Source organism: Pseudomonas sp. MDT1-17, from assembly GCF_054898105.1.
On record NZ_JBUBVM010000001.1, the window covers coordinates 1706896 to 1731974 of the forward strand.

The following is a 25079-nucleotide window of genomic DNA, read 5'->3' on the forward strand; positions in this document are numbered from 1 at the left end:
CAAATTCATTATTGGAATTGTCAGGGAATTCACTTGCCGCCACTGCCCGCAACGCTTTCGCCGCCCCGGGTCAGGTAATAGGCGCCGAGAATCGGCAGCATGGTCACCATCATCACCAGCATCGCGACGACGTTGGTCACCGGCACGTCCCGAGGGCGGCTGAGCTGGTTGAGCAGCCACAGCGGCAGGGTGCGTTCATGGCCGGCGGTGAAAGTGGTGACGATGATTTCGTCGAACGACAGCGCAAACGCCAACATGCCGCCGGCCAACATCGCCGAGCCGAGGTTCGGCAGGACGATGTAGCGGAAGGTCTGCCAGCCATCGGCGCCAAGGTCCATCGACGCTTCGATCAAACTGTGTGAGGTGCGGCGCAACCGGGCGATGACGTTGTTGTAGACGATCACCACACAGAAGGTCGCGTGACCGACGATGATGGTGAACATCCCAGGCTCGATCCCCAGCGTCTTGAAGGTCGCCAGCAAGGCGATACCGGTGATGATCCCGGGCAAGGCAATCGGCAGGATCAGCATCAGCGAGATGCCTTGCTTGCCGAAGAAATCCCGGCGGTACAACGCCGCCGATGCGAGGGTGCCGAGGACTAATGCAATCAACGTTGCGACGGACGCAATCTGCAGCGACAGCTTGATCGCTTCCAGTACGTCAGGGCGCGAGAACGCCACGCCGATCCACTTCAGGGTGAAGCCCCTGGGCGGGAAGCTGAACGCTGCGTCTTCAGTGTTGAAGGCGTACATGAAGATGATCAGGATCGGGAAGTGCAGAAACACCAACCCGCCCCAGGCTGCGATGCGCAGGCCCAGAGAAGCCTGATCTTGAGAGGAAGCGTCAGAGCGCATCGAAGGCCCCCAGTCGTTTGACGATGGACAGGTAAATGGCGATCAGCACGATCGGCACCAGCGTGAAAGCCGCGGCCATCGGCATGTTGCCGATCGCGCCTTGCTGGGCGTAAACCATGCTGCCGACGAAGTAGCCCGGTGGCCCCACCAGTTGCGGCACGATGAAGTCGCCCAGGGTCAGCGAAAAGGTGAAGATCGAACCGGCCGCGATGCCTGGAATCGACAGCGGCAAAATCACTTGCATGAAGGTCTGACGCGGCTTGGCGCCAAGGTCGGCAGACGCTTGCAGCAAGGACGGCGGCAGACGTTCCAGCGAGGCCTGGATCGGCAGGATCATGAACGGCAGCCAGATGTAGACGAACACCATGAAACGGCCCAGGTGCGAGGTCGACAACGTGCTGCCGCCCACTCCCGGAATGCCCAGCACGAACTGCAACACGGGCTCCAGCCCCAGGTGTTGAACGAACCACTGCGCCACGCCGCCCTTGGCCAGCAGCAGTGTCCAGGCATACGCCTTGACGATGTAACTGGCCCACATCGGCATCATCACCGCGATGTAGAAAAACGCCTTGGTCTTGCCGGTGGTGTAGCGCGCCATGTAGTAGGCAATCGGGAACGCGACCACGGCACTGGCGATCGACACGACGACGGCCATGCTCAAGGTGCGCAGGATGATGTCGAAGTTCGAGGGCTGGAACAGGGCCGCGAAGTTCGCCAGGGTCAGGTCGGGCGTGACCGCCATGGTGAAGTCATCGAAGGTGTAGAAGCCTTGCCACAGCAGCACCAGCAGTGAGCCGAGGTAGATTGCGCCGAACCAGAGCAGCGGCGGTATCAGCAGCATCGACAGGTACAGGTTCGGTCGGCGATACAGCAGGTTGGAAAACCTGCGTAACGGCGAGCCGCCGGCCGGGGTTTGAGTCATCGCCACGCTGTTCATCTCACACCCCGCCGACAACGGTGTCGTGCAGCGGGATCATCGCTTCCCGTGCCCAGCGCGCGCTGATGCGTTGCCCGGTCTGGTGCTGGGCGCTGACGTCCAGCCACTGGACGTTGGCCTGGCTGATGTTCAAGGTCTGGCCGTTTTCCAGTTTCACTTCATAGCGGGTGGCGCTGCCCTGGTACTGAATGTCATGGAGCAAACCACTGACTTCAATTTCATGGCTGGCCAGCGGCCCTTCGGCGAAACGCACGTGTTCCGGGCGAATCGAAAACGGCTGTGGATTGCCACTCAATTGCTTCGCCAGATCGCCGCGAATCACGTTGGAGGTGCCGACGAATTCGGCGACAAAGGTTGTCGCCGGTTTCATGTACAGGTTGCGCGGTGTGTCGACCTGTTCGATGCGTCCCTTGTTGAACACCGCCACACGATCCGACATCGACAGCGCTTCGGTCTGGTCATGGGTGACGAAGATGAAGGTGATACCGAGCTGGCGTTGCAGCTTCTTCAGTTCACTCTGCATTTGCTCGCGCAGCTTCAAGTCGAGAGCGCCCAACGGTTCATCGAGCAGCAGCACTCGCGGACGATTGACCAGGGCACGGGCCAGGGCCACACGCTGACGCTGACCGCCGGACAGTTGCACCGGTTTACGCTCGCCGTAACCGCCGAGGGCGACCATGTCCAGGGCTTCTTCGGCGCGTTTCTGGCGTTCGGATTTGCCGACGCCTTTGACCTTCAAACCGTAGGCGACATTGTCGAGTACGTTCATGTGCGGAAACAGCGCGTAATCCTGGAACACGGTGTTCACGTCACGCTGATACGGCGGCAGCCCGGCGGCTTCTTCGCCATGAATACGGATAGAGCCGGCACTCGGTTGTTCGAAACCGGCGATCAGGCGCAGACAGGTGGTTTTGCCCGAACCGGAAGGGCCCAGCATGGAAAAGAACTCGCCGTCCTGGATATCGATGGAAACCCGGTCAACGGCCTTCACTTCGCCGAACTGACGGGAAACGTTGGTGAACTGGACTGCAAGCGTCATGGTGCGGTGCTCCAAAAAGGCGCGCGTTCTATCAATTCAATCGGGTGTGCCGTGAAAAGATCGCAGCCTGCGGCAGCTCCTACAGATTTTGCATAGGGCGCCACATTTGCGGTGCATGCGATCGGCGTAGGAGCTGCCGAAGGCTGCGATCTTTTGATCTTAAAAGGGCTTAACGGCCGCCCATGATCGCGATGTAGTCCTGGGTCCAGCGGCTGTATGGCACGAACTTGCCGCCTTCAGCCTGCGGGGTTTTCCAGAAGGCGATTTTCTCGAACTGGTCGAAACCATTGGTCTTGCAGCCTTCGGCACCCAGCAATTCGCTCTCCTTGCACCCCGCCGGAACCGCCGGCAGCGAACCGAACCATGCCGCCAGGTCACCCTGGACTTTCGGTTGCAGCGACCAGTCCATCCACTTGTAGGCGCAGTTGGGATGCTTGGCTTCGGCGTGCAGCATGGTGGTGTCGGCCCAACCCGTTGCACCTTCTTTTGGAATGACCGAGGCAACCGACTGCTTGTCCGCCACCAGGCCGTTGACCATGTAGCCCCAGCTGCTGGACGCCGCCACGCCTTCGTTTTTGACGTCACTCATCTGGACCGTTGCGTCATGCCAGTAGCGGTGTATCAAGGGCTGTTGCTTGCGAAGCAGGTCCAGCGCCGCTTTGTATTGCGCTTCGTTGAGCTGGTACGGGTCCTTGATGCCCAGTTCCGGCTGTTTCGATTTGAGATAAAGCGCCGCATCGGCGATATAGATCGGGCCGTCGTAGGCCTGGACCCGACCCTTGTTGGACTTGCCGTCCGGCAGGGTCTGTTCTTCGAACACCACACTCCAGCTGTCCGGCGCTGTTTTGAAGATATTGGTGTTGTACATCAACACGTTCGGACCCCATTGGTACGGGGTGCCATAAGTTTGCTGATTGACGACGTACCAAGGGCCGTCCTTGAGACGAGGGTCAATGTTCTTCCAGTTCGGGATCAACGCCGTGTTGATCGGTTGCACACGCTGGCCGGCGATCAATCGCAGAGACGCATCGCCAGACGCAGTCACCAGGTCGTAACCACCCTTGGTCATCAGGCTGACCATTTCATCGGAAGTGGCGGCGGTTTTCACATTGACCTTGCAGCCGGTTTCCTTCTCGAAACCGGTCACCCAGTCGTAGGCCTTGTCGCTTTCGCCACGTTCGATGTAGCCGGGCCAGGCCACGATATCCAGCTGACCTTCGCCGGCACCGACGGCTTTCAGCGATTCGGCGGCCTGGATACTGGCGCTGGCCAACAGCGCAGAAGTGATTGCACTGAGCAGTGCGGTCTTGTGCACGAACATGGGGTTTCCCTCTTCTTTAATTATGGTCGGGGCAGTTTTGAACGTGGTGAAGCATGCCGTTAGCGGCTTGTTACTAGCGTAGTCAGAGATGCTGTCCGTGGCGCGCCATGATGTGCCGCACCACGCTGTAGTCCTGGAGCGAATCGCTGGATAAGTCTTTGCCGTAGCCCGAACGCTTCAGGCCGCCGTGGGGCATTTCGCTGACCAGCATGAAATGGCTGTTGATCCAGGTGCAGCCGTACTGCAACCGCGCCGCGACCTGCATTGCCTTGTCCAGGTTCTGGGTCCAGACCGAAGAGGCGAGGCCGTATTCCGAGTCGTTGGCCCAGTCCACGGCTTGTTCGAGCTGATCGAAACGGGTCACGGTAACCACTGGCCCGAAGACTTCGCGCTGGACGATTTCATCGCTCTGCTTGCAACCGGCCAGCAAGGTCGGCTGGTAATAGAAGCCGGCGCCGGAATGCACCGCCGCGCCGGTCACCCGCTCGATGTGCGGCTGGCCGAGGGCACGCTCGACGAAACTGGCCACGCGGTCGCGTTGGCGAGTGCTGATCAGCGGCCCGATCTCGTTGTCGGCATCGCGCTTACCGGCGAAGCGCAGGCTGCTGACCGCCGCGCCGAGTTCGGCCACCAAGCGGTCATGAATCCCGGCCTGTGCATAAATGCGACACGCTGCGGTGCAATCCTGACCGGCGTTGTAATAGCCGTAAGTGCGCACGCCTTCGACCACGGCTTGAATGTCCGCATCGTTACAAACGATCACCGGCGCTTTGCCGCCGAGCTCAAGGTGGGTGCGCTTCAGAGTTTTCGCGGCGGCTTGCAGGATTTTTTGCCCCGTGACGATATCGCCGGTCAGCGACACCATGCGCACTTTAGGATGGCTGACCAAATGGCTGCCTACGCCTTCACCACCGCCGCAAACGATGTTGATCACGCCGCGCGGCAGGATCTCGGCCAGCGCCGGCGCCAAAGCCAGAATCGACAGCGGCGTGTGTTCCGAAGGTTTGAACACCAGCGTGTTGCCGGCGGCGAGGGCCGGAGCGATTTTCCACGCAGCCATCATGATCGGGTAGTTCCACGGCGCAATCGACGCGACCACACCAATCGGATCGCGACGAACCATGCTGGTGTAGCCCGGCAGGTATTCACCGCTGAGCTGACCGGTCTGGCAGCGCACGGCGCCGGCGAAGAAGCGGAACACATCGACTGTGGCGCTCAAGTCGTCCTGACGGGCCAGGTGCAACGGCTTGCCACAGTTCAGGGATTCGAGGCGGGCGAGGAGGTCGGCTTGTTTTTCGATGGCGTTGGCAATGTCCAACAGCAGATTCGAGCGTTGTTGCGGCGTGGTCCGCGACCAACCGGCAAACGCGCGGTGGGCGGCGAGGATCGCGGCTTCGACCTGCTCGGTGCTCGCTTCGGCAATGTGCGTCAGCACTTCACCGGTGGCCGGGTTGAGAATCGGCTCGACAACACCCTGGCCCGCGACCAATTCGCCATCGATCAACAACGCGGTGAACAACGGGGTCTGCGCGCCAGCCATTTTTCGGGTTCTCTTTTCTTGTGTGGCCATGGTGCTCCCTGTGACTGGGGCCCGGCCGTCTTATAGATGCAGCAAGACTAGTGCTCAGGCCCGAGGTCGACAAATTCTAAATACTGAAGGTGGCGTTCGATTAAATAGATGGCTTGCGCCCGCCGTGGGGTTGCTCACGGGCGACAGTCAGGAAAGGGTCCACCAACGCTGGGCGTGCGGTGCCGCGACGCCAGGCCAGGCCGACGTCGAGAGTCTGGCTCAGGTCCGCGATCGGACGGGCTTCGATGATGTCGCCCTCCAGTGACCAAGGGCGGTAAGTCATGTCGGGCTGGATCGACACGCCCAAACCCGCGGCCACCAGGCTTCGGACCGCTTCCGTCGAGGCTGTCCGCAACGTGATGCGCGGTTGCAGCGAGGCGGCCGACCACATGCGCTGGGCGTTGCGGTCCATTTCATCAACATTGAGTTGAATCAGTGGCTCGCGGGCCACATCGGCGAGATTGATGCTGTCGTGTTCCAGCAGCGGATGCTGGGCCGGCAGCCACAGCCGATGGGGCGAATGAGTCAGCACTTCAGTCTGCAAGGCGTGGCGGTCTTCGAGGTTGGAGAGGATCAGCACGCCCACATCGATTTCACCGCTGACCAGCAAATGCTCGATGTAAGGGCGCTCATCTTCCATCACGCGGATCTCGACGTTGGGGTAGGCGCGCTGGAAACGGGTGAGTAAATCCGCGAGGTAGTAACCGGCGACAAGACTGGTTACACCGATGATCAACTGCCCTGCGACCTGGTCGGTGCTCTGTTGCAAGCTGCGTTTGGCGTTGTCCACCGTCGCCAGAATCAGGTGCGCCTGGCGTAGGAATTGGTGGCCCTGGTGGGTCAGCGTCATGCCCTTGGCGTGGCGATTGAACAGGCCGACACCGATTTCCTGCTCCAGTTGCTGGATGGCCAGGGTCAGGGTGGACTGAGAAATGAAGGCGGTTTGTGCAGCGGCGGAGATTGAGCCGGTTTCGGCCACGGCGATGAAGTGACGGATTTGACGCAAGGTCATCATGGGGAATGTACCCGGTGGGCGGTTTTTATAGATTTTTCTGAGTGTATATCTTTTTTTCTGAAGGGCTGCGGTCCGCTAAAGAGCGCTGCGCAACATCTCGAAGCACTCTCGCTCCCGGACACCGGGCACTTTCGATCTAGGCTGGTGGCCTTAAAGATCTGGTTAACCCGAATGCGTGGAGGCAGCAAATGAACACCCGTGGATTGCTCGATCAGCTACTCAAGTCCGGTCAGGACATGTTGCAGAACAAGGCCGGCGGCTCACAAAACAAGACCTCTGGCGGTGGCTTGGGCGGATTGCTCGGCGGCAGTGGTGGTTCTGGCGGCCTCGGCAGCCTGCTCTCCGGCGCGGGCGGCGGAGCGTTGGCGGCGGGTGCCATGGGTTTGCTGCTGGGCAGCAAGAAAGGGCGCAATGTCGGCGGTAAGGTCCTGACTTATGGCGGCCTCGCCGCATTGGGCGTGATTGCCTACAAGGCGTATGGCAACTGGCAGGCCCAGCAGGGCACTGCGCCGAAGACTGAACCGCAAACCATCGACCGCTTGCCGGCGGCGCAAGTTGAACAGCACAGCCAGGCGATCCTCCAAGCGTTAGTGGCTGCGGCTAAAGCTGATGGTCATGTCGACGATCGCGAGCGTGCGCTGATTGAAGGTGAATTCACCAAGCTCGATAACGATCAGGAGTTGCAGCACTGGCTGCACGCTGAACTCAACAAACCGCTGGACCCTACTGATGTCGCCCGTGCTGCGAGCACGCCGGAAATGGCTGCCGAGATGTACATCGCCAGTGTGATGCTGGTGGACGAGGAGAACTTCATGGAGAAGTCCTACCTTGATGAACTGGCGCGACAGCTGAAATTAGAGCCGGGGTTGAAGGCAGAGTTGGAAAAGCAGGTGCGTCAGGCTTCTATCTAAGCGTTGCCCTAAAAAAAATCGCAGGTTTCGCCAATGCCTACATCGACCGTAGGCACTGGCGGAGCCTGCGATTTTTTTTGCATCACAACAGTGCGTTCCGAAACGAAACTAGCCCCTCGCCACACAGGTTTTTCAGCAATTTGCGCCGAGATGAGACGTGGTGCGCACCTGTCTTACAAATGAAACACCGCCCTCAGCTATACTCCGCAACATTTGAACTGCACCCCGAGGAATGACTGTGAAGAACTGGACGTTGCGCCAACGCATTTTGGCGAGCTTTGCGGTGATTATCGCCATCATGTTGCTGATGGTCGTCGTCTCGTATTCGCGGCTGTTGAAGATCGAGGTCAGCGAAGACAGCGTACGTGAAGACGCGCTTCCCGGGGTCTATTACAGTTCGATGATTCGTGGCGCTTGGGTCGACAGCTTCCTCCACATTGAGGAGATGCTGGGTCTGAAGGAAGGGCAGGGCGTCAGTGCCGAAGATGTCGCCGACCTCAAGAACTATGAAGCGCAAGTGCAGGAAGCGATGAACAACTATCGCGGCACTATGACTACCGAAGAAGACAAAGCCGAGTTCGCGGCTTTCCAAAAAATCCATCAGGATTACGGCAAGATGCTGGCCGCGGTGTTCGACTTGCATCAGCGCGACCAGCGAGCCGACGCCATCAAGTTGCTCAACGAACAGCTGACCCCGACGTGGACCGCGGGGCGTCTGAAACTAAATGACATTCTTGTGTACAACAAAGTCAGGGCAGATCAGGCCATGGCGGACATCCATGACGCCGTGCTCACCGCTCAAGTCATCATGGGCATTTCCCTGCTGGTCGCGGTGCTGGCCGCCGGCCTCTGCGGTCTGCTGCTGATGCGCGCGATCATGGCGCCGATGAACCGGATCGTCGAAATTCTCGACGTCATGCGCACCGGTGATCTCAGCAACCGCCTGAACCTTGCGCGCAAGGACGAATTTGGCGCCGTGGAAAACGGCTTCAACGACATGATGGCCGAGCTGACGTCCCTGGTGTCTCAGGCTCAGCGCTCCTCAGTGCAGGTCACCACCTCGGTGACCGAAATCGCCGCCACGTCCAAGCAACAGCAAGCGACCGCCACTGAAACAGCCGCCACCACCACCGAAATCGGCGCAACGTCCCGTGAGATTGCGGCCACTTCACGGGATCTGGTGCGCACGATGACCGAAGTCTCCACCGCCGCCGATCAGGCCTCGGTGTTGGCCGGTTCCGGGCAACAGGGCTTGGCGCGCATGGAAGAGACCATGCACTCGGTGATGGGCGCGGCCGATCTGGTCAACGCCAAACTGGCGATCCTCAATGAGAAGGCTGGCAACATCAACCAGGTGGTGGTGACCATCGTCAAGGTTGCCGACCAGACCAATCTCTTGTCGCTCAACGCGGCGATTGAGGCCGAAAAGGCCGGTGAATACGGCCGCGGTTTTGCTGTGGTCGCCACCGAAGTGCGGCGTCTGGCGGACCAGACCGCCGTCGCCACGTACGACATCGAGCAGATGGTGCGCGAGATCCAGTCGGCGGTATCTGCCGGGGTCATGGGCATGGACAAGTTCTCCGAAGAGGTGCGCCGCGGCATGTCCGAGGTGCAGCAGGTCGGCGAGCAGTTGTCGCAGATCATTCACCAGGTTCAGGCGCTGGCGCCACGGGTGTTGATGGTCAACGAAGGCATGCAGGCCCAGGCCACGGGCGCCGAACAGATCAACCATGCGCTGGTGCAGTTGGGCGATGCCAGCAGCCAGACCGTCGAGTCCCTGCGCCAGGCCAGTTTCGCTATCGATGAACTGAGCCAGGTGGCCGTAGGGCTGCGCAGCGGCGTTTCGCGATTCAAAGTCTGATGAGCGAACTCACGGCCAAACGCAGCGCCGTGAAGCCGGCGCTGCAATCATTGTTTCTGGTGTTCCGCATCGGCAACGAGCGCTATGCCTTGCAGGCCATCGAGGTGGCGGAAGTGCTGCCGCGCCTGCCGTTGAAGCCGATTCCCCGCGCGCCGGACTGGGTGGCCGGTGTGTTTGCCTATCGCGGCGCGGTGGTGCCGGTGATCGACCTCAGTGCGCTGACTTTCGGCCAACCGGCCCAGGCCCGCACCAGCACACGCTTGGTGCTGGTCAATTACCGCCCGGATGAAACCGTTGAGGCGCAATTGCTCGGGCTGATTCTGGAACAGGCCACCGATACCTTGCGCTGCAACCCGGCGGATTTTCAGCCTTATGGCCTGGACAATCGCCAGGCGCCGTACCTCGGGCCAGTGCGCGAAGATGCTCAGGGTTTGCTGCAATGGGTGCGAGTCGCCGACTTGCTCGATAAGCAGGTTCGCGCGCTGCTGTTTCCGTCGACGCCACTGGACTTGGCGCTGTTTGAGGAGCGGCCATGAGCAGCGATCAGCGGTTTTTCGATTTCCTCAAAGAGCGCATCGGTCTCGATGTGACCTCGGTGGGGCCGGCGATCATCGAGCGTGCGGTGCGTCAGCGCAGCACGGCGTCCAACGCGCTGACGGCCGATGAGTATTGGTACACCTTGCAGGGTTCGCGGGACGAGCAGCAGGCGCTGATCGAAGCGGTGATCGTCCCCGAGACCTGGTTTTTCCGTTACCCGGAATCCTTCGCCACCCTGGCGAAACTGGCTGCCAAACGTCTGAGCGACATCAACAACATGCGCGCGCTGCGGATTCTCAGCCTGCCGTGTTCCACCGGTGAAGAACCGTATTCCATCGCCATGGCGTTGCTTGATGCCGGGTTCCAGCCGCACCAGTTCAAGGTCGAAGGCATGGACGTCAGCCTGTTGTCGGTGGAAAAAGCCCGGCACGCGCTGTACGGTAAGAATTCGTTTCGTGGTCAGGACATCGCCTTTCGCGAGCGGCATTTCACCGCCGAAGACGAGGGCTATCGCCTCAGCGGGCGGGTGCTTGAACAAGTGCGTTTGCAGGTCGGCAATCTGCTGGATCCGACGTTGCTGGCCAACGAGCCGCCTTATGACTTTGTGTTCTGCCGCAACCTGCTGATCTATTTCGATCAGCCGACCCAGCAGCAAGTGTTCGAAGTGCTCAAGCGCCTGACCCATGTCGACGGCGTGCTGTTTATCGGTCCGGCCGAGGGCAGTTTGCTCGGCCGTTTCGGCATGCGTTCGATCGGCATCGCGCAGTCCTTTGCGTTCAGTCGTCAGAGCACACCTGAGCCTGCGCCCCTTCCGACTTTCGTTCCGACGCCTTTGCCTGTACGCCAACCGGTGCGCAGCGTGACGCCGCCGCCCGTTCGCAGTCGGCCCTTCGCAACGGTGACGCCGCTACCTGTCGTGACGAAAGCCGCCAACCCGGACGCCGCCGCGCTGCTGGCGAACATTGCCGCGCTGGCCAACGAAGGCAAAAGCGCTGAAGCCCGCGTCGCGTGCGAGCGCTATTTGCGCAGTCACGAGCCAGTGGCCCAGGTTTTTTACTGGCTGGGCTTGCTCAGCGATGTCGCCGGCAGAGTCCTGGAGGCCCAAGGGTTTTATCGCAAGGCGTTGTACCTCGAACCGCAACATCCCGACGCGTTGATGCACCTGGCGGCGTTGCTGCAATCCTTGGGCGACACGGCGGGTGCCAGACGATTGCAGGACCGCGCCGCCCGCAGTGAGCGCGCCGCTGACAGTGAGCGTAAACGATGAACGCCGTCGACACCTTTAGCCTCACCCATGAAGATGCCCAGGCCATCGACGATTGCTGGAATCGCATCGGTATCCACGGCGACAAGTCCTGCCCACTGCTGAGCGATCACATTCACTGCCGCAATTGCACGGTGTATTCGGCCGCCGCGACGCGCTTGCTCGACCGGTACGCGTTGCAGCAGGAAGACCGCGGGCAAGTCTCCAGCGCGGTCAAGAGCGAGGTGAAAACCCGTTCGTTGTTGATGTTCCGTCTCGGCGAAGAATGGCTGGGCCTGGCCACCCGTAGTCTGGTGGAAGTGGCGCCGCTGCAAGCGATTCATTCGTTGCCGCACCAGCGCTCCCGGGCCTTGCTCGGCGTAGCGAATGTGCGCGGCGCTCTGGTGGCGTGCCTGTCGCTGGTGGAGCTGCTGGGGCTCGACGGCGCCAGCAGCGTGGCGTCCGGCGCGCGGGTCATGCCGCGGATGCTGATCATCGCCGCCCACGGCGGGCCGGTGGTGGTGCCGGTGGATGAAGTGGACGGGATTCACGCCATCGACGAACACCTCCTTGAGGCGGCGTCCCGCTCCGGCACTCAGGCCAGCGGCAAATACACCCGTGGCGTGTTGCAGTTCAAAGGTCGCAGCCTGCGTTGGCTGGATGAAGAACAGCTGCTGTCCGCCGTGACCCGGAGCCTTACATGACCCCCGAGCAAATGCGCGACGCTTCTTTGCTGGAGCTCTTCAGCCTGGAAGCCGAGGCCCAGACCCAGGTGCTGAGCGCAGGTCTTTTGGCGCTGGAACGCGACCCGACCCAGGCCGATCACCTCGAATCGTGCATGCGCGCGGCGCACTCGCTCAAGGGCGCGGCGCGCATCGTCGGCGTCGATGCCGGGGTCAGCGTCTCGCATGTGATGGAAGATTGTCTGGTCAGCGCCCAGGAAGGGCGCCTGTACCTGCGGCCCGAGCACATCGATGCGTTGTTGCAAGGCACCGATTTGCTGATGCGCATTGCGACGCCGAACAACAATCCTGAACCTGCGGATATCGAGGCCTATGTGGCCTTGATGGCGCGGTTGCTTGATCCGAAGGCGGCACCCGCGCCGGTCCTTGCACCTATCGTCCCAGTGATGGCAGAGCTTCAGCTCGAACCACCGGCGCCCAAGGTCGAGACGCCAATCCCGGTCGCCGAACTGCCCTTCGCAGAGCCCCCGCGCAAGATTAAGCGCACCACCGAAAGCGGCGAACGGGTGCTGCGAGTCACGGCCGAACGCCTGAACAGCCTGCTCGATCTGTCGAGCAAATCCCTGGTGGAAACCCTGCGGCTCAAACCGCACCTGGCCACCATGCAGCGCCTCAAACGCATGCAGAACAACGGCCTGCGGGCCCTGGAAAACCTCAACGTCCACCTCAAGGACCACACCTTGAGCCTGGAGGCCCAGGAAGCCCTCGACGATGCCCGCCGATTGCTAGCTGAATCCCAGCAATTGTTGGTAGAGAAAAATGCCGAGCTGGACGAGTTCGCCTGGCAGGCCAGTCAACGGGCGCAAGTGTTGTACGACACCGCGCTGGCCTGCCGCATGCGGCCGTTTGCCGATGTGTTGGCCGGGCAAGAGCGCATGGTCCGCGACCTCGGTCGCAGCCTCGGCAAACAGGTGCGACTGGAGATCGAGGGCGAGAAAACCCAGGTCGATCGCGACGTGCTGGAGAAGCTTGAAGCGCCGCTGACCCACCTGCTGCGCAATGCCGTGGATCACGGCATCGAATCGCCGGAGCTACGGCTATTGGCGGGCAAACCCGCTGAAGGCCTGATTCGTTTGCGCGCCTCCCATCAGGCCGGTCTGTTGGTGCTGGAGCTGAGCGATGACGGCAATGGCGTCGATCTGGAAAAGGTTCGCCGCAGCATCATCGAGCGCCAATTGTCCCCGACAGAAACCGCGGTGCAGCTGAGTGAAGAAGAGCTGCTGACTTTCCTGTTTCTACCGGGTTTCAGCCTGCGCGACACGGTCACCGAGGTCTCCGGACGCGGCGTCGGTCTGGATGCGGTTCAGCACATGGTCCGCCAGTTGCGCGGCGCGGTCGTGCTGGAGCAGGCGGCGGGCGAGGGCAGTCGCTTTCATCTCGAAGTGCCGCTGACCCTGTCGGTGGTGCGCAGTCTGGTGGTGGAAGTCGGTGACGAGGCGTATGCCTTCCCGCTGGCCCACATCGAACGGATGTGCGATCTGGAGCCGGCGGACATCGTCCAGGTCGAAGGCCGTCAGCATTTCTGGCACGAAGGCCGGCATGTCGGGCTGGTCGCGGCCAGTCAGCTGCTGCAGCGTCCGGCGAGCCAGAACAGCCAGCAAACCCTCAAAGTCGTGGTGATTCGCGAGCGCGAGGCGATTTACGGCGTGGCGGTCGAGCGTTTTATCGGCGAACGGACGTTGGTCGTATTGCCGCTGGACGAGCGTCTGGGCAAGGTGCAGGACATTTCCGCCGGGGCCTTGCTCGACGACGGTTCGGTGGTGCTGATCGTCGACGTCGAAGATATGCTGCGTTCGGTGGACAAACTGCTCAATACCGGGCGCCTTGAGCGCATTGCCCGTCAGGGCGGCCCGGTGGTTGAAGCCGCTCGAAAACGGATTTTGGTGGTCGACGATTCGCTGACCGTGCGCGAGCTGCAACGCAAGTTGTTACTCAATCGCGGCTACGACGTGGCGGTGGCGGTGGACGGTATGGATGGCTGGAACGCCTTGCGTTCGGAGGATTTCGATCTGCTGATCACCGACATTGATATGCCACGCATGGATGGCATCGAACTGGTGTCTTTATTGCGCCTGGACAATCGCCTGCAATCGCTTCCGGTTATGGTGGTGTCCTACAAGGATCGTGAAGAGGACCGTCGTCGTGGACTGGACGCTGGAGCCGACTATTACCTAGCCAAAGCCAGTTTTCATGACGACGCCCTGCTTGACGCGGTGGATGAGCTCATTGGAGGCGCGCGGGCATGAAAATCGCAATCGTCAACGACATGCCCATGGCGGTGGAGGCCCTGCGCCGCGCCCTGGCGTTCGAGCCGGCGCACGTGGTGGTTTGGGTCGCCAGCAATGGGGCCGAGGCGGTGCAACGGTGCGCCGAAAATACGCCGGATCTGATCCTGATGGACCTGATCATGCCGGTGATGGATGGCGTGGAGGCGACCCGGCGGATCATGGCCGATACGCCGTGCGCGATTGTCATCGTTACGGTCGACCGCGAGCAAAACGTGCATCGGGTGTTCGAGGCCATGGGCCACGGAGCGCTGGATGTGGTCGATACGCCGGCCCTCGGTGCCGGCAATGCCCAAGAGGCGGCAGCCCCGTTACTGCGCAAGATCGTGAACATCGGTTGGCTGATCGGAGACAAGGGCAATCGGGAGCGATCGGCTCCGAGCCCGCTACGCAGTTCGGTCTCGCGCCAGTGTCTGGTAGCGATCGGCTCATCGGCAGGTGGGCCGGCCGCGTTGGAAGTCTTGCTCAAGGGGCTGCCGCGAGAATTTTCGGCGGCCATCGTGCTGGTGCAGCATGTTGACCAGGTGTTCGCCGCCGGCATGGCCGAATGGCTCAGCAGCGCCAGCGGCCTGAATGTGCGCCTGGCCCAGGAAGGCGAGCCGCCGCAAAGCGGCACGGTGCTGCTGGCGGGTACTAACCACCATATTCGCTTGTTGAAAAACGGTACGCTGGCCTACACCGCCGACCCGGTCAACGAGATCTACCGGCCCTCGATCGATGTGTTTTTCGAGAGCGTGGCCAATTACTGGAACGGCGATGCCGTGGGTGTTTTGCTCACTGGCATGGGACGCGATGGCGCGCAGGGGCTTAAACTAATGCGCCAACAGGGCTACCTGACCATCGCTCAGGATCAACACAGCAGTGCGGTGTACGGAATGCCGAAGGCGGCAGCGGCCATCGATGCAGCGATGGAAATCCGCCCACTGGACAAGATAGCGCCACGATTGCTGGAGATATTCCCCAAATGAAGAATTTTCACAGCAATCCTGGTCCAAGTAGTACTCAGGTGACAGCCCATGAATGATTTACAGCTCGATGACTTCAAAACCGACGAAAACGCCGCCATGGTGTTGTTGGTAGACGATCAGGCGATGATCGGCGAAGCGGTGCGCCGCGGGTTGTCGAACGAAGACAATATCGACTTCCACTTCTGCGCCGACCCGCACCAGGCCATCGCCCAGGCGATCCGCATCAATCCGACGGTGATCCTCCAGGATCTGGTGATGCCCGGTCTTGACGGCTTGAGTCTGGTGCGCGAGTACCGCAACCATCCGGCGACCAAGGACATCCCGATCATTGTCCTGTCGACCAAGGAAGACCCGCTGATCAAGTGCGCGGCGTTTGCGGCCGGGGCCAATGATTACCTGGTCAAGCTGCCGGACAACATCGAACTGGTGGCGCGCATTCGCTACCACTCGCGCTCCTACATGACCTTGCTGCAGCGTGACGCGGCTTACCGGGCATTGCGGGTCAGCCAGCAGCAGTTGCTCGACACCAATCTGGTGCTGCAACGCTTGATGAACTCCGACGGCCTGACCGGGCTGTCGAACCGCCGGCATTTCGACGAATACCTGGAGCTGGAGTGGCGCCGCTCGCTGCGTGAGCAGACCCAACTGTCGCTGCTGATGATCGATGTCGACTACTTCAAGTCCTTCAACGACAGCTTCGGCCACCTTGAAGGTGATGAAGCCTTGCGCAAAGTGGCCACGGCGATTCGTGATGCCAGTGCGCGGTCTTCGGACCTGCCGGCCCGGTACGGCGGCGAAGAATTCGCTCTGGTGCTGCCCAATACTTCGCCGGGCGGCGCGCGACTGGTCGCGGAAAAACTCCGCCAGTCCGTTGCGGCGCTGAAGATCCCGCACATTTCCCCGGCCGAAGGTTCGAATTTGACCATCAGCATTGGTCTATCGACCATGACCCCGCAGCCGGGGAGCGATTGCCGGCAATTGATCTTGGCGGCGGACAAGGGGCTGTATCTGGCGAAGAACAATGGGCGTAATCAGGTGGGGATTGAGTAACCCGCCATTGAAATACGATCCCTTGTAGCAGCGGTCGAGCCCCGCGAGGCCGCGTCCGAGGACGAAGTCCTCGCCAGTCCTGTGTACGCGGTTTGTCTGAAAGGCCGTGTTGTATAGTTTACGACGGCTTCGCCGCCGAACGCGGCCTCGCGGGGCTCGACCGCTGCTACAGGTGTTCGCCGTTTAGCCAAAACCATTCGCCCTAAAGCCGCCAGGCGGGCTGCCTTGACAGCCTGATTACGGTATACTCGCCGGCTTTCAAAAGTTCGCCAACGAGTGCTGCCCGCCATGGAAATCAACCCGATCCTTAACAGTATCAAGGACCTGTCCGAGCGCTCCGAAACTATTCGGGGGTATCTTTGACTACGATCAAAAGCATGAGCGTCTGACTGAAGTCAATCGCGAGCTTGAAGATCCGAATGTCTGGAACAACCCGACGTACGCTCAGGAGCTGGGCCGCGAGCGGTCCCTGCTGGCTCAGATCGTCGAAACCCTCGACGAAATGCACACAGGCCTGGCCGACGCCAAAGACCTGCTGCTGATGTCCGCCGAAGAAGAAGACCAGGCCGCCGTCGATGACGTCGCTGCCGAAGTCGAACGTCTGCGCGAGTCCCTGGAAAAACTCGAATTCCGTCGCATGTTCAGCGGTGAGATGGACGCCAACAACGCCTACCTGGACATCCAGGCCGGCTCTGGCGGTACCGAGGCTCAGGACTGGGCCAACATCCTGCTGCGCATGTACCTGCGCTGGGCCGACAAACGTGGTTTCGACGCGACCATCATGGAGCTGTCGGCCGGTGAAGTCGCCGGGATCAAGGGCGCCACCCTCCACATCAAGGGCGAATATGCTTTTGGCTGGTTGCGTACCGAAATCGGCGTGCACCGTCTGGTGCGCAAGAGCCCTTACGACTCCGGTAACCGTCGCCACACCTCGTTCTCGGCCGTGTTCGTGTCGCCGGAAATCGATGACAACATCGAAATCGACATCAACCCGTCGGACCTGCGCATCGATACCTACCGCTCCTCCGGTGCCGGTGGTCAGCACGTAAACACCACCGACTCGGCCGTACGTATTACGCACGTACCGAGCAACACCGTGGTCAGCTGCCAGAACGAACGCTCCCAGCACGCCAACAAAGACACCGCGATGAAAATGTTGCGGGCGCGCTTGTACGAGCAGGAAGTGCAGAAACGCAACGCCGCTTCCCAGGCCCTGGAAGACACCAAGTCGGACATCGGCTGGGGTCACCAGATTCGCTCCTACGTGCTCGACCAGTCGCGAATCAAGGATTTGCGTACTAACGTCGAACGCAGTGACTGCGACAAGGTGCTCGACGGCGACATCGACGAATACCTGGTGGCCAGCCTGAAGCAAGGCCTGTAAACCGCCAGTCAAGACCTCAAGTCCCCTGCCACCGGTGGGGGCAACGAACCTGTGATGGAATTTTTAAAGACATGAGCGACCTAGAACTCGACCCGCAAGCCCTGCAACAGGAAGAAAACTCCCTGATCGCCCTGCGCAAGGAAAAGCTGGCTGCCGAGCGCGCCAAGGGCCAGGCCTTCCCGAACGACTTCCGCCGCGATGCTTACTGCGAAGACTTGCAGAAACAGTACGCGGACAAGACCAAGGAAGAGCTGGCAGAGGCTGCAATCCCGGTCAAGGTTGCCGGTCGTCTCATGCTCAACCGTGGTTCGTTCATGGTGATCCAGGACATGTCCGGGCGCATTCAGGTTTACGTCAACCGTAAAACCCTGTCTGAAGAAACCCTGGCTGCGGTGAAAACCTGGGACCTGGGCGACATCATCGCTGCCGAAGGCACCCTGGCGCGTTCCGGCAAGGGCGACCTGTACGTCGAAATGACCAGCGTGCGCCTGCTGACCAAGTCCCTGCGCCCACTGCCGGACAAGCACCACGGCCTGTCCGACACCGAGCAGCGCTATCGCCAGCGTTACGTTGACCTGATCGTCAACGAAGACGTGCGCCAGACCTTCCGCGTGCGTTCGCAAGTGATTGCACACATCCGCAGCTTCCTGATGCAGCGTGACTTCCTGGAAGTCGAAACGCCGATGCTGCAAACCATCCCCGGTGGTGCGGCGGCCAAGCCGTTCGAGACTCACCACAATGCGCTGGACATGGAAATGTTCCTGCGTATCGCGCCGGAGCTGTACCTCAAGCGCCTCGTTGTTGGCGGCTTCGAGAAAGTATTCGAGATCAACCGCAACTTCCGTAACGAAGGCGTTTCGACTCGTCACAACCCTGAATTCACCATGTTGGAGTTCTACCAGGCGTACGCCGACTACGAAGACAACATGGACCTGACCGAAGAACTGTTCCGCGAACTGGCTCAGCTTGTTCTTGGGACTACCGACGTCCCGTACGGCGACAAGGTGTTCCACTTCGGCGAACCGTTCGTGCGTCTGTCGGTGTTCGACTCGATCCTCAAGTACAACCCTGAGCTGACCGCTGACGACCTGACCGACATCGACAAGGCCCGCGCCATCGCCAAGAAGGCCGGCGCCAAAGTGCTGGGCTTCGAAGGTCTGGGCAAACTGCAGGTGATGATTTTCGAAGAGCTGGTCGAGCACAAGCTGGAGCAGCCGCACTTCATCACTCAGTATCCGTTCGAAGTGTCGCCGTTGGCCCGTCGTAACGACGAGAACCCGAACGTCACCGACCGTTTTGAGCTGTTCATCGGTGGCCGCGAAATCGCCAACGCCTACTCCGAGTTGAACGACGCGGAAGACCAGGCCGAGCGCTTCATGGCTCAGGTGGCCGACAAGGACGCTGGCGATGACGAAGCCATGCACTACGACGCCGACTTCGTTCGTGCGCTGGAGTACGGGATGCCGCCAACGGCCGGTGAAGGTATCGGCATCGACCGTCTGGTGATGCTGCTGACCAACTCCCCGTCGATCCGCGACGTGATCCTGTTCCCGCACATGCGGCCGCAAGCGTAAATGTTTCAACTAAAAAGCCGCCTAAAACAGGCGGCTTTTTATTGCCTGTCTGGTACAAACGTATCAATTGGTTACTTTTGAAGTAAGAGAGGAAGACCTGTCGTGAACCGTGCAATTGCTCAAGAGGGTGCAGCGGACGTCGCCACCGCGGTCGCTGAAAGTGTTCAGTACCAGGGCCGCAAGGCCAGCCGACAGGGCAGCGAACAGCGTCGACAGGACATTCTCGATGCGGCGATGCGCATTGTCGTGCGCGATGGCGTGCGGGCCGTGCGTCACCGCGCGGTGGCCGCCGAGGCCGGTGTGCCGCTGTCCGCCACCACTTACTATTTCAAGGATATCGATGACCTGCTCACCGATACCTTCGCCCAATACGTGGAACGCAGCGCGGCGTTCATGGCCAAGTTGTGGGCCAGCAACGAAGGCTTGCTGCGCGAAATGGTGGCTTATGGCGATGGCAGCCCCGAGTCCCGCTCACAACTGGCTGACGACATCGCACGACTGACCGCCGATTATGTGCAGCGCCAGTTACACAACCGTCGCGAGCACTTGATGGCCGAGCAGGCGTTCCGTCAAGAGGCGCTGTTGAACCCGCGCCTGGCGGTGTTGGTGCGCTCGCATCAGAAAATTCTTCTGCAAGGCACCTGCCATTTTTTCGAGGTGTTGGGTTCCCGCGAGCCACAACAGGATGCCAAAGTGTTGACGGCGATTATCGGACGGATGGAATATCAGGGCCTGCTCAACGACGCCGAGCCTGTCGCCGAAGCCGAAATGCTCGGCATCCTTACGCGCTACATGCATCTGGTATTGGCGTCGGTGTAAACCCTTGTGGAAATCCACAACCCTGTGGGAGGGTTCCCATATGAGGTCCGCGTGTGTTCAAAGGGAGTGTTGAATGAAAGCCTGGCGTGTCGTTGTGATCGCCTTGTCGTTCCTGCTGCTCAGTGGCTGTCTGGTGACCTTCAAGGAGCCGCTGCCCTCGAGTGAACCCGCGCCCAAAGGGTTGCTCGGCAAATGGACCAGCACCAATGCCTGGGGCGAGCCGCTGAATCTGGAGCTGACGCGCATTGGCGACAACCACTATCAGGCGGTCAGCTACTTCAAGGCTAAACCCAAGGAGCGTGAAGCCTATCCCTTCACGGTGACCCGCCATGGCAGTCGCTGGTACCTGTCGGCGAAGGTGCCGGCGCAGTTCGGCGGGCATTACACCATCGCTGGTTTCGAACTCACTGATAAGCATGAACTGGTGGTCTACAACCTCGACCTCGAGCAGATCAACCAGGCACTGGGGCAGAACGTCCTGAGTGGCGAAGGCTTCCAGACAGACGATGGCGACGGCGTGTTGATCAACAACAACCTGGAACAGGTTTTTACCTACCTCGACGACCCGGCCAATTCCGATGTTTTCGTCGAGGCGGTGCGTTATCAGCGCCTGGCCAAAGCCAAATAAACCCAGCACGTAACGGTTTTTCTACAGGAGTTTCGGGTGGACGATTACCAGCAGACGATACGCATTTTGTCCGATCGCATTGTGCTGGCGCAGACGCCGATTCGCGTCCTCGATGCGGTCAAGTGGGACGACAGCGTCCGCAAGGGTTTCCTCAAGGCCAAGGGCAAGGAAATGCCGGCCGTGGACCGCGACTATTACCTCAATCGGCCGCTGTCTTTTGACTCCAGCAAAGTGAAACTGGAATTCCAGAACATCGAGCGCGACATCACCCGTCAGCTGGGTCAGTTCAACCCGGTCGGCCAGATCATGCGCCGCATGTGCAAGGAATACCGGATGGTGGTGCGCATGCTCGAAGCGCGCGGCACCGAGGATTTCGGACTGATTTCCCAGGAGTTGTACGGTGCCGCGTCCGACGCGTTCCACGCCGGCGACCCGACCCTGGCCGACCTGGGGCTGATGCTCTCCGATTACCTGAACAATATCGATGGCCGTGGCGATCTGAAGGACGAACCGAAAACCCTCACCGCCAAGGAAGCCGTCAGCCAGCTGCAACATCGGTTGAACAAGGTGTTTGGCGAGGCCGAAGAGACCATTCGGGTGTTTGAGTCTGACGGCATTGTTGCCGATGCGGCGGCCGGCGCTGACTACATCAAGATTCGCACCGACGCGATGTTCAACGAACGTGACGTGCGCGCCCTGGAAGTTCATGAAGGGCTGGTGCACGTGGGCACCACGCTCAACGGGTTGAATCAGCCGATCTGCACCTTCCTCTCCAAAGGTCCGCCTTCGTCGACGGTGACTCAGGAAGGCCTGGCGATCTTGATGGAAATCATCACCTTCGCCTCTTACCCGAGTCGCCTGCGCAAGCTGACTAACCGCACCCGCGCCATCCACATGGTGGAAGAGGGCGCGGACTTCCTGCAGATCTTCGAGTTCTTCCGTGAGCAGGGTTTTGAAATGGCTGAAAGCTACGGCAACGCCAGTCGGGTTTTCCGCGGCTCGGTGCCCAATGGGCTGCCATTTACCAAAGACTTGTCCTACCTCAAGGGCTTTATCATGGTTTACAACTACATTCAGTTGGCCGTGCGTAAAGGTAAGCTCGAGCAAATACCGCTGCTGTTTTGTGGCAAGACCACGCTGGAAGACATGCGGACCTTGCGCCAGTTGGTGGATGAAGGGCTGGTGGTCGCACCGAAGTATCTTCCGGATCAATTCCGTGACCTGAACGCGCTGTCGGCGTGGATGTGCTTCTCCAACTTCCTCAATCACCTGAGCCTGGACCGGATCGAAGCGGACTATTCCAACATTCTCTAACGTTGACGCAGTCCAAATGTGGGAGCGGGCTTGCTCGCGAAAGCGGTCTAACATTCAGCATCTTTTTGTCTGATACACCGCTTTCGCGAGCAAGCCCGCTCCCACATTTGGTCCGTATTCCAACCACACTTCACGAGGTTTTCAACGGATGAGAATCCTCGGCATTTTCTGCCTGCTTCTGACCCTCAGCGGCTGCAGCGCGCTGTTGTTCTACCCCGAACCCGGCCAGTTGTTCACCCCGGAAAAAGCCAAACTCGAATTCCGCGACGTCACCCTGACCACTGCCGACGGTCTCAGGCTGCACGGCTGGTGGTTGCCGGCGAAAAAAGGTGTCGAGGTCAAAGGCACCGTGCTGCACCTGCACGGTAACGGCGGCAATCTACCCATGCACCTGGGCGGGAGCTGGTGGTTGCCCAAAGAAGGCTATCAAGTGCTGCTGGTGGACTATCGCGGTTATGGTTTGTCCGAGGGGGAACCGAGCCTGCCGGCGATCTATCAGGACATCGACGCCGCGTTCAAATGGCTCGACCAGGCACCAGAAGTCAAAGGCAAGCCGCTGATCCTTCTGGGGCAAAGCCTCGGCGGTTCGATGGCCGTGCATTATCTGGTTCAGCATCCCGAGCGCCAGAAACAACTCAAGGCCATCGTCCTCGACGGCGTGCCTGCCAGTTATCGCAGTATCGGTCAATTTGCCCTGAGCCATTCCTGGCTGACCTGGATGTTTCAGGTGCCGCTGTCCTGGCTGGTGCCGGATGGCGACAGCGCGATCAATTCCATGGCGCAGCTGGGCGGCGTACCGAAACTGATCTACCACAGCATCGACGATCCGATCGTGCCCCTTTCCAACGGCATCCGTCTGTATCAAGCTGCGCCGCCGCCGCGCGTGCTGCAACTGACCCGAGGCGGGCATGTGCAGACGTTCGCCGACCCGGTCTGGCGCAACGTCATGCTGCGTTATCTCGACGACCCGCAGCATTTCAACGGTTTGCGCCGACTGGGTGAAGTCCCGAATTACCCGGCGCCGAAAAATTCTGAAGATGAACCACCAGAGAGTCCGCAATGAGTGAAGAACGTAACGCCATCCCGCTGATCATCACCGGTATCTGCAGCATCCTCGGCACTGTCGGGGCCCTGTGGTTCTACGGCTACCTGCACTTCGCCAAACCCGAAGATGCGCTGCTGCTCAGCGACTTCACCCTGCTCAAGACTGTGCCGGGCGAAGACTACAAAGTCTCCCTGGAACCGGCTCCGCAAGTCGCCCAGTGCATCGATGGCGTGTTGGTGATGTTCGACACCGAGCAGAAAGGCCTGAGTGGCGTATTGGTCAACAACAAGAAAAAAGCCGTGCGCTGCATGGGCGAGGAAACCCCGCAGAAGCTGCAACCGTAACGCGCCCGAAAAGATCGCAGCCTCGTTTCACTCGACAGCTCCTATAAAGACCGCGTGCTTCTGTAGGAGCTGTCGAGTGAAACGAGGCTGCGATCTGCTTAAAAACAAAAGCCCCGCCTGATCAGATCAGGCGGGGCTTTTGAGTTTCAGCAGACGAAGCTTAGTTCGAGCTGACAGCCGAACGTGGGATCACCGGCTGGTTGTCGTTGGAAATGGTCACTTCCACCCGACGGTTCATCGCACGACCCGAAACGCTGGAATTCTCGGCCACCGGGTATTCCTTGCCATAACCCTGGGCGACGATGCGCGCTGGATCTACACCCATCTTGATCAAAGCCACTTGCACGGAAGTCGCACGGCGTTCCGACAGCGACTGGTTGTAGTTCGGCGCACCCGTGCTGTCGGTGTAGCCTTCGATAATCACTTTACGGTCCGGGTTTTCCTGAAGGAACTGGGCCAGTTTGTTGATATTCACCAGACCGCTGGATTTCAGCTCGGCCTTGTTGGTGGCGAACAACACATCACCGAACGTCACCAGCGTGCCGCGATCAGTCTGCTTGGCGTTCAGGCTGTCCTGCAATTGCTTGATCTGCGCGTCGCGTGCGTCCAGACGGGCCTGGGCACGTTGCGCAGAGGCATTTTTCAGACTGGCTTCAGCGGTGCGCAGCGCGATGGTTTGCTTGGCCACTTCAACACGTTGATTGGTCAGGTATGCCAGTTGGTCGACCTTGGCCTGGTCCTCTTTGTCCATGTAGGCCTTGTCGGCCTTGTCCAGGTAATCGCTGGCTTCTTTGGTTTCCAGCGCCGCGACTTTGCTGGCTTGCGGGTTGGTTTGCAGGCCGGTGTAATTGGTACGGGCCTGTTCCAGGTTCGCGTTAGGCGGCGTGGAGCAGGCAGCCAGTGCAACGCTTGCGGCCAGCAGGGCAGGGATCATCAATTGTTTACGCATCATGGTTTCGTCCTTTTAATCGAGTAAGAAGTGCGTCGTGCCGCGCCGTTATTGCACGGTGCGCTGGCTTTCCTGACGCAGTTCCTGAACCCCTTTCTGAGAGTCCTTCACAGCCTGTTCGGCTTTCATCGCCTGGGCTTTGCGTTCAGCCACTCGAGCGTCCCACTCGGCCTGTTGGGCGAGGGTCTTGGCTTCGTCATACTTCTTGTCGTGCATGGCGATTTCGGCTTGTTTGAGCTTGTCCTGGGCGGACTTCATTTCCACAGCCGCGAATTCGGTACCGCCGGCACTGACGGCACTGTTGACCGCCGATTCCGTCACGGCGAATTGCTCGCTTGGCGGGTTGCCGGCACAACCGGCCAGAACGAGGCTGCTGCCGATTGCCAGTGCAGCCAGTTTCAGACTACGCAGAGGGGGGAACGAGGATTTGGCAGTTCGGGTTTTCATGGTCTTCAACTCCATTGGGTTAACTCCTGAAAAACTTAAAAATCCATCCTGGGCAAGGAGCCGCAACCTTCAATTTCCGGGGGTGTTTTGAAACGGCCGTCCCAGGCGTGGTTAATGGGTGTGACCCGTGGCGTTTTTCAAAAGTTCAGAGAATGTGGCCCATTGCCTGAAAAACTTTGACCGAGCGGACAAGGCTCTAAACCAGGTATTTCCACAGCGCATAGGCGTATTCCCAGCCCTG

General features: G+C 60.1%; 23 protein-coding genes. 15 read left to right on the top strand and 8 right to left on the bottom strand.

Annotated elements, in window-relative coordinates:
* Window positions 1–29 precede the first annotated feature (29 nt).
* From ACYZTX_RS07675 to ACYZTX_RS07700, 6 genes are all read right to left on the bottom strand, one after another.
* Complete coding sequence (locus ACYZTX_RS07675) at window positions 30–854, bottom strand: ABC transporter permease (protein WP_462033559.1); 825 nt, start codon at window positions 852–854, stop codon at window positions 30–32.
* Window positions 844–1791, bottom strand: coding sequence for an ABC transporter permease (locus ACYZTX_RS07680; protein ID WP_462033560.1), 948 nt, complete (start codon window positions 1789–1791; stop codon window positions 844–846). The genes ACYZTX_RS07675 and ACYZTX_RS07680 overlap by 11 nt, the downstream gene beginning before the upstream one ends.
* Window position 1792: 1 nt before the next feature.
* Window positions 1793–2830 (bottom strand): ABC transporter ATP-binding protein, encoded by a 1038-nt coding sequence (locus tag ACYZTX_RS07685; RefSeq protein ID WP_462033561.1) that lies wholly within the window; start codon window positions 2828–2830, stop codon window positions 1793–1795.
* A 169-nt stretch (window positions 2831–2999) separates the two neighbouring features.
* Window positions 3000–4151 (bottom strand): putative ABC transporter substrate-binding protein YdcS, encoded by a 1152-nt coding sequence (gene ydcS, locus ACYZTX_RS07690; protein ID WP_462033562.1) that lies wholly within the window; start codon window positions 4149–4151, stop codon window positions 3000–3002.
* An 82-nt stretch (window positions 4152–4233) separates the two neighbouring features.
* Window positions 4234–5691: a gamma-aminobutyraldehyde dehydrogenase gene (locus ACYZTX_RS07695; protein ID WP_462037004.1), complete on the bottom strand. Its 1458-nt coding sequence runs from the start codon at window positions 5689–5691 to the stop codon at window positions 4234–4236.
* Between the two features lie 130 nt (window positions 5692–5821).
* A complete protein-coding gene (locus tag ACYZTX_RS07700) occupies window positions 5822–6736 on the bottom strand; it encodes a LysR family transcriptional regulator (RefSeq protein ID WP_008072897.1) in 915 nt (304 codons plus the stop codon).
* Between the two features lie 188 nt (window positions 6737–6924).
* On the opposite strand from ACYZTX_RS07700, the gene ACYZTX_RS07705 reads away from it, so the two are divergent.
* The 15 genes from ACYZTX_RS07705 (at window position 6925) to ACYZTX_RS07775 (ending at window position 23442) form a co-directional block, all read left to right on the top strand.
* Window positions 6925–7647 carry a tellurite resistance TerB family protein gene (locus ACYZTX_RS07705; protein ID WP_462033563.1) on the top strand — a complete coding sequence of 241 codons (723 nt, stop codon included), beginning with the start codon at window positions 6925–6927 and terminating at the stop codon, window positions 7645–7647.
* 238 nt (window positions 7648–7885) lie between these two features.
* Window positions 7886–9508: a methyl-accepting chemotaxis protein gene (locus tag ACYZTX_RS07710; RefSeq protein WP_462033564.1), complete on the top strand. Its 1623-nt coding sequence runs from the start codon at window positions 7886–7888 to the stop codon at window positions 9506–9508.
* Window positions 9508–10044, top strand: a complete 537-nt coding sequence (locus ACYZTX_RS07715) for a chemotaxis protein CheW (RefSeq protein WP_462033565.1) — start codon at window positions 9508–9510, stop codon at window positions 10042–10044. The genes ACYZTX_RS07710 and ACYZTX_RS07715 overlap by 1 nt, the downstream gene beginning before the upstream one ends.
* Entirely contained in the window at window positions 10041–11312 is a 1272-nt protein-coding gene (locus ACYZTX_RS07720; RefSeq protein ID WP_462033566.1) for a CheR family methyltransferase, read from the top strand. The genes ACYZTX_RS07715 and ACYZTX_RS07720 overlap by 4 nt, the downstream gene beginning before the upstream one ends.
* Window positions 11309–11992, top strand: a complete 684-nt coding sequence (locus ACYZTX_RS07725) for a chemotaxis protein CheW (protein ID WP_462033567.1) — start codon at window positions 11309–11311, stop codon at window positions 11990–11992. Before ACYZTX_RS07720 ends, ACYZTX_RS07725 begins: the two co-directional genes overlap by 4 nt.
* Window positions 11989–14277, top strand: a complete 2289-nt coding sequence (locus ACYZTX_RS07730) for a response regulator (RefSeq protein WP_462033568.1) — start codon at window positions 11989–11991, stop codon at window positions 14275–14277. The genes ACYZTX_RS07725 and ACYZTX_RS07730 overlap by 4 nt, the downstream gene beginning before the upstream one ends.
* Window positions 14274–15284 carry a chemotaxis-specific protein-glutamate methyltransferase CheB gene (gene cheB / locus ACYZTX_RS07735; RefSeq protein ID WP_462033569.1) on the top strand — a complete coding sequence of 337 codons (1011 nt, stop codon included), beginning with the start codon at window positions 14274–14276 and terminating at the stop codon, window positions 15282–15284. The genes ACYZTX_RS07730 and cheB overlap by 4 nt, the downstream gene beginning before the upstream one ends.
* A 48-nt stretch (window positions 15285–15332) precedes the next feature.
* Window positions 15333–16334 (top strand): diguanylate cyclase domain-containing protein, encoded by a 1002-nt coding sequence (locus ACYZTX_RS07740; RefSeq protein ID WP_462033570.1) that lies wholly within the window; start codon window positions 15333–15335, stop codon window positions 16332–16334.
* Between the two features lie 288 nt (window positions 16335–16622).
* Window positions 16623–17718, top strand: a protein-coding gene (gene prfB / locus ACYZTX_RS07745; RefSeq protein WP_462033571.1) for a peptide chain release factor 2 whose coding sequence is annotated in 2 segments (ribosomal slippage) — window positions 16623–16694 and window positions 16696–17718 — 1095 coding nt in all. Because the reading frame shifts where the segments join, the coding sequence is not laid out codon by codon here.
* Window positions 17719–17789: 71 nt separating this feature from the next.
* The gene (lysS, locus tag ACYZTX_RS07750; RefSeq protein WP_462033572.1) at window positions 17790–19292 is read left to right on the top strand and encodes a lysine--tRNA ligase; all 1503 of its coding nucleotides are present in this window, start codon (window positions 17790–17792) and stop codon (window positions 19290–19292) included.
* A 114-nt stretch (window positions 19293–19406) separates the two neighbouring features.
* Window positions 19407–20111: a TetR/AcrR family transcriptional regulator gene (locus tag ACYZTX_RS07755; protein ID WP_462037005.1), complete on the top strand. Its 705-nt coding sequence runs from the start codon at window positions 19407–19409 to the stop codon at window positions 20109–20111.
* Between the two features lie 73 nt (window positions 20112–20184).
* On the top strand, window positions 20185–20739 hold the full coding sequence (locus ACYZTX_RS07760; RefSeq protein WP_462033573.1) for a hypothetical protein: 555 nt from the start codon (window positions 20185–20187) through the stop codon (window positions 20737–20739).
* A 36-nt stretch (window positions 20740–20775) separates the two neighbouring features.
* Window positions 20776–22053: a flavohemoglobin expression-modulating QEGLA motif protein gene (locus ACYZTX_RS07765; RefSeq protein ID WP_462033574.1), complete on the top strand. Its 1278-nt coding sequence runs from the start codon at window positions 20776–20778 to the stop codon at window positions 22051–22053.
* A 148-nt stretch (window positions 22054–22201) separates the two neighbouring features.
* Window positions 22202–23116, top strand: coding sequence for an alpha/beta hydrolase (locus ACYZTX_RS07770; protein ID WP_462033575.1), 915 nt, complete (start codon window positions 22202–22204; stop codon window positions 23114–23116).
* Entirely contained in the window at window positions 23113–23442 is a 330-nt protein-coding gene (locus ACYZTX_RS07775) for a hypothetical protein (protein ID WP_462033576.1), read from the top strand. Before ACYZTX_RS07770 ends, ACYZTX_RS07775 begins: the two co-directional genes overlap by 4 nt.
* Before the next feature lie 160 nt (window positions 23443–23602).
* On the opposite strand, the gene ACYZTX_RS07780 is transcribed toward ACYZTX_RS07775, so the two are convergent.
* Both ACYZTX_RS07780 and ACYZTX_RS07785 read right to left on the bottom strand, forming a co-directional pair.
* Window positions 23603–24391 (bottom strand): OmpA family protein, encoded by a 789-nt coding sequence (locus ACYZTX_RS07780; protein ID WP_462037006.1) that lies wholly within the window; start codon window positions 24389–24391, stop codon window positions 23603–23605.
* Window positions 24392–24439: 48 nt separating this feature from the next.
* Window positions 24440–24853: a DUF4398 domain-containing protein gene (locus ACYZTX_RS07785; protein WP_462033577.1), complete on the bottom strand. Its 414-nt coding sequence runs from the start codon at window positions 24851–24853 to the stop codon at window positions 24440–24442.
* Window positions 24854–25079: the final 226 nt, after the last annotated feature.

What these genes read in the sequence shown, in the direction of transcription:
- ACYZTX_RS07695 (WP_462037004.1), bottom strand. Translation starts at nt 5,691, where the DNA reads ATGGCTGGCGCGCAGACCCCGTTGTTCACCGCGTTGTTGATCGATGGC.
- ACYZTX_RS07680 (WP_462033560.1), bottom strand. Translation starts at nt 1,791, where the DNA reads ATGAACAGCGTGGCGATGACTCAAACCCCGGCCGGCGGCTCGCCGTTA.
- ACYZTX_RS07705 (WP_462033563.1), top strand. Translation starts at nt 6,925, where the DNA reads ATGAACACCCGTGGATTGCTCGATCAGCTACTCAAGTCCGGTCAGGAC.
- ACYZTX_RS07760 (WP_462033573.1), top strand. Translation starts at nt 20,185, where the DNA reads ATGAAAGCCTGGCGTGTCGTTGTGATCGCCTTGTCGTTCCTGCTGCTC.
- ACYZTX_RS07780 (WP_462037006.1), bottom strand. Translation starts at nt 24,391, where the DNA reads ATGCGTAAACAATTGATGATCCCTGCCCTGCTGGCCGCAAGCGTTGCA.
- ACYZTX_RS07775 (WP_462033576.1), top strand. Translation starts at nt 23,113, where the DNA reads ATGAGTGAAGAACGTAACGCCATCCCGCTGATCATCACCGGTATCTGC.
- ACYZTX_RS07720 (WP_462033566.1), top strand. Translation starts at nt 10,041, where the DNA reads ATGAGCAGCGATCAGCGGTTTTTCGATTTCCTCAAAGAGCGCATCGGT.
- ACYZTX_RS07770 (WP_462033575.1), top strand. Translation starts at nt 22,202, where the DNA reads ATGAGAATCCTCGGCATTTTCTGCCTGCTTCTGACCCTCAGCGGCTGC.
- ACYZTX_RS07715 (WP_462033565.1), top strand. Translation starts at nt 9,508, where the DNA reads ATGAGCGAACTCACGGCCAAACGCAGCGCCGTGAAGCCGGCGCTGCAA.
- ACYZTX_RS07725 (WP_462033567.1), top strand. Translation starts at nt 11,309, where the DNA reads ATGAACGCCGTCGACACCTTTAGCCTCACCCATGAAGATGCCCAGGCC.
- ACYZTX_RS07785 (WP_462033577.1), bottom strand. Translation starts at nt 24,853, where the DNA reads ATGGAGTTGAAGACCATGAAAACCCGAACTGCCAAATCCTCGTTCCCC.
- cheB (WP_462033569.1), top strand. Translation starts at nt 14,274, where the DNA reads ATGAAAATCGCAATCGTCAACGACATGCCCATGGCGGTGGAGGCCCTG.
- ACYZTX_RS07685 (WP_462033561.1), bottom strand. Translation starts at nt 2,830, where the DNA reads ATGACGCTTGCAGTCCAGTTCACCAACGTTTCCCGTCAGTTCGGCGAA.
- ACYZTX_RS07700 (WP_008072897.1), bottom strand. Translation starts at nt 6,736, where the DNA reads ATGATGACCTTGCGTCAAATCCGTCACTTCATCGCCGTGGCCGAAACC.
- lysS (WP_462033572.1), top strand. Translation starts at nt 17,790, where the DNA reads ATGAGCGACCTAGAACTCGACCCGCAAGCCCTGCAACAGGAAGAAAAC.
- ydcS (WP_462033562.1), bottom strand. Translation starts at nt 4,151, where the DNA reads ATGTTCGTGCACAAGACCGCACTGCTCAGTGCAATCACTTCTGCGCTG.
- ACYZTX_RS07740 (WP_462033570.1), top strand. Translation starts at nt 15,333, where the DNA reads ATGAATGATTTACAGCTCGATGACTTCAAAACCGACGAAAACGCCGCC.
- ACYZTX_RS07675 (WP_462033559.1), bottom strand. Translation starts at nt 854, where the DNA reads ATGCGCTCTGACGCTTCCTCTCAAGATCAGGCTTCTCTGGGCCTGCGC.
- ACYZTX_RS07730 (WP_462033568.1), top strand. Translation starts at nt 11,989, where the DNA reads ATGACCCCCGAGCAAATGCGCGACGCTTCTTTGCTGGAGCTCTTCAGC.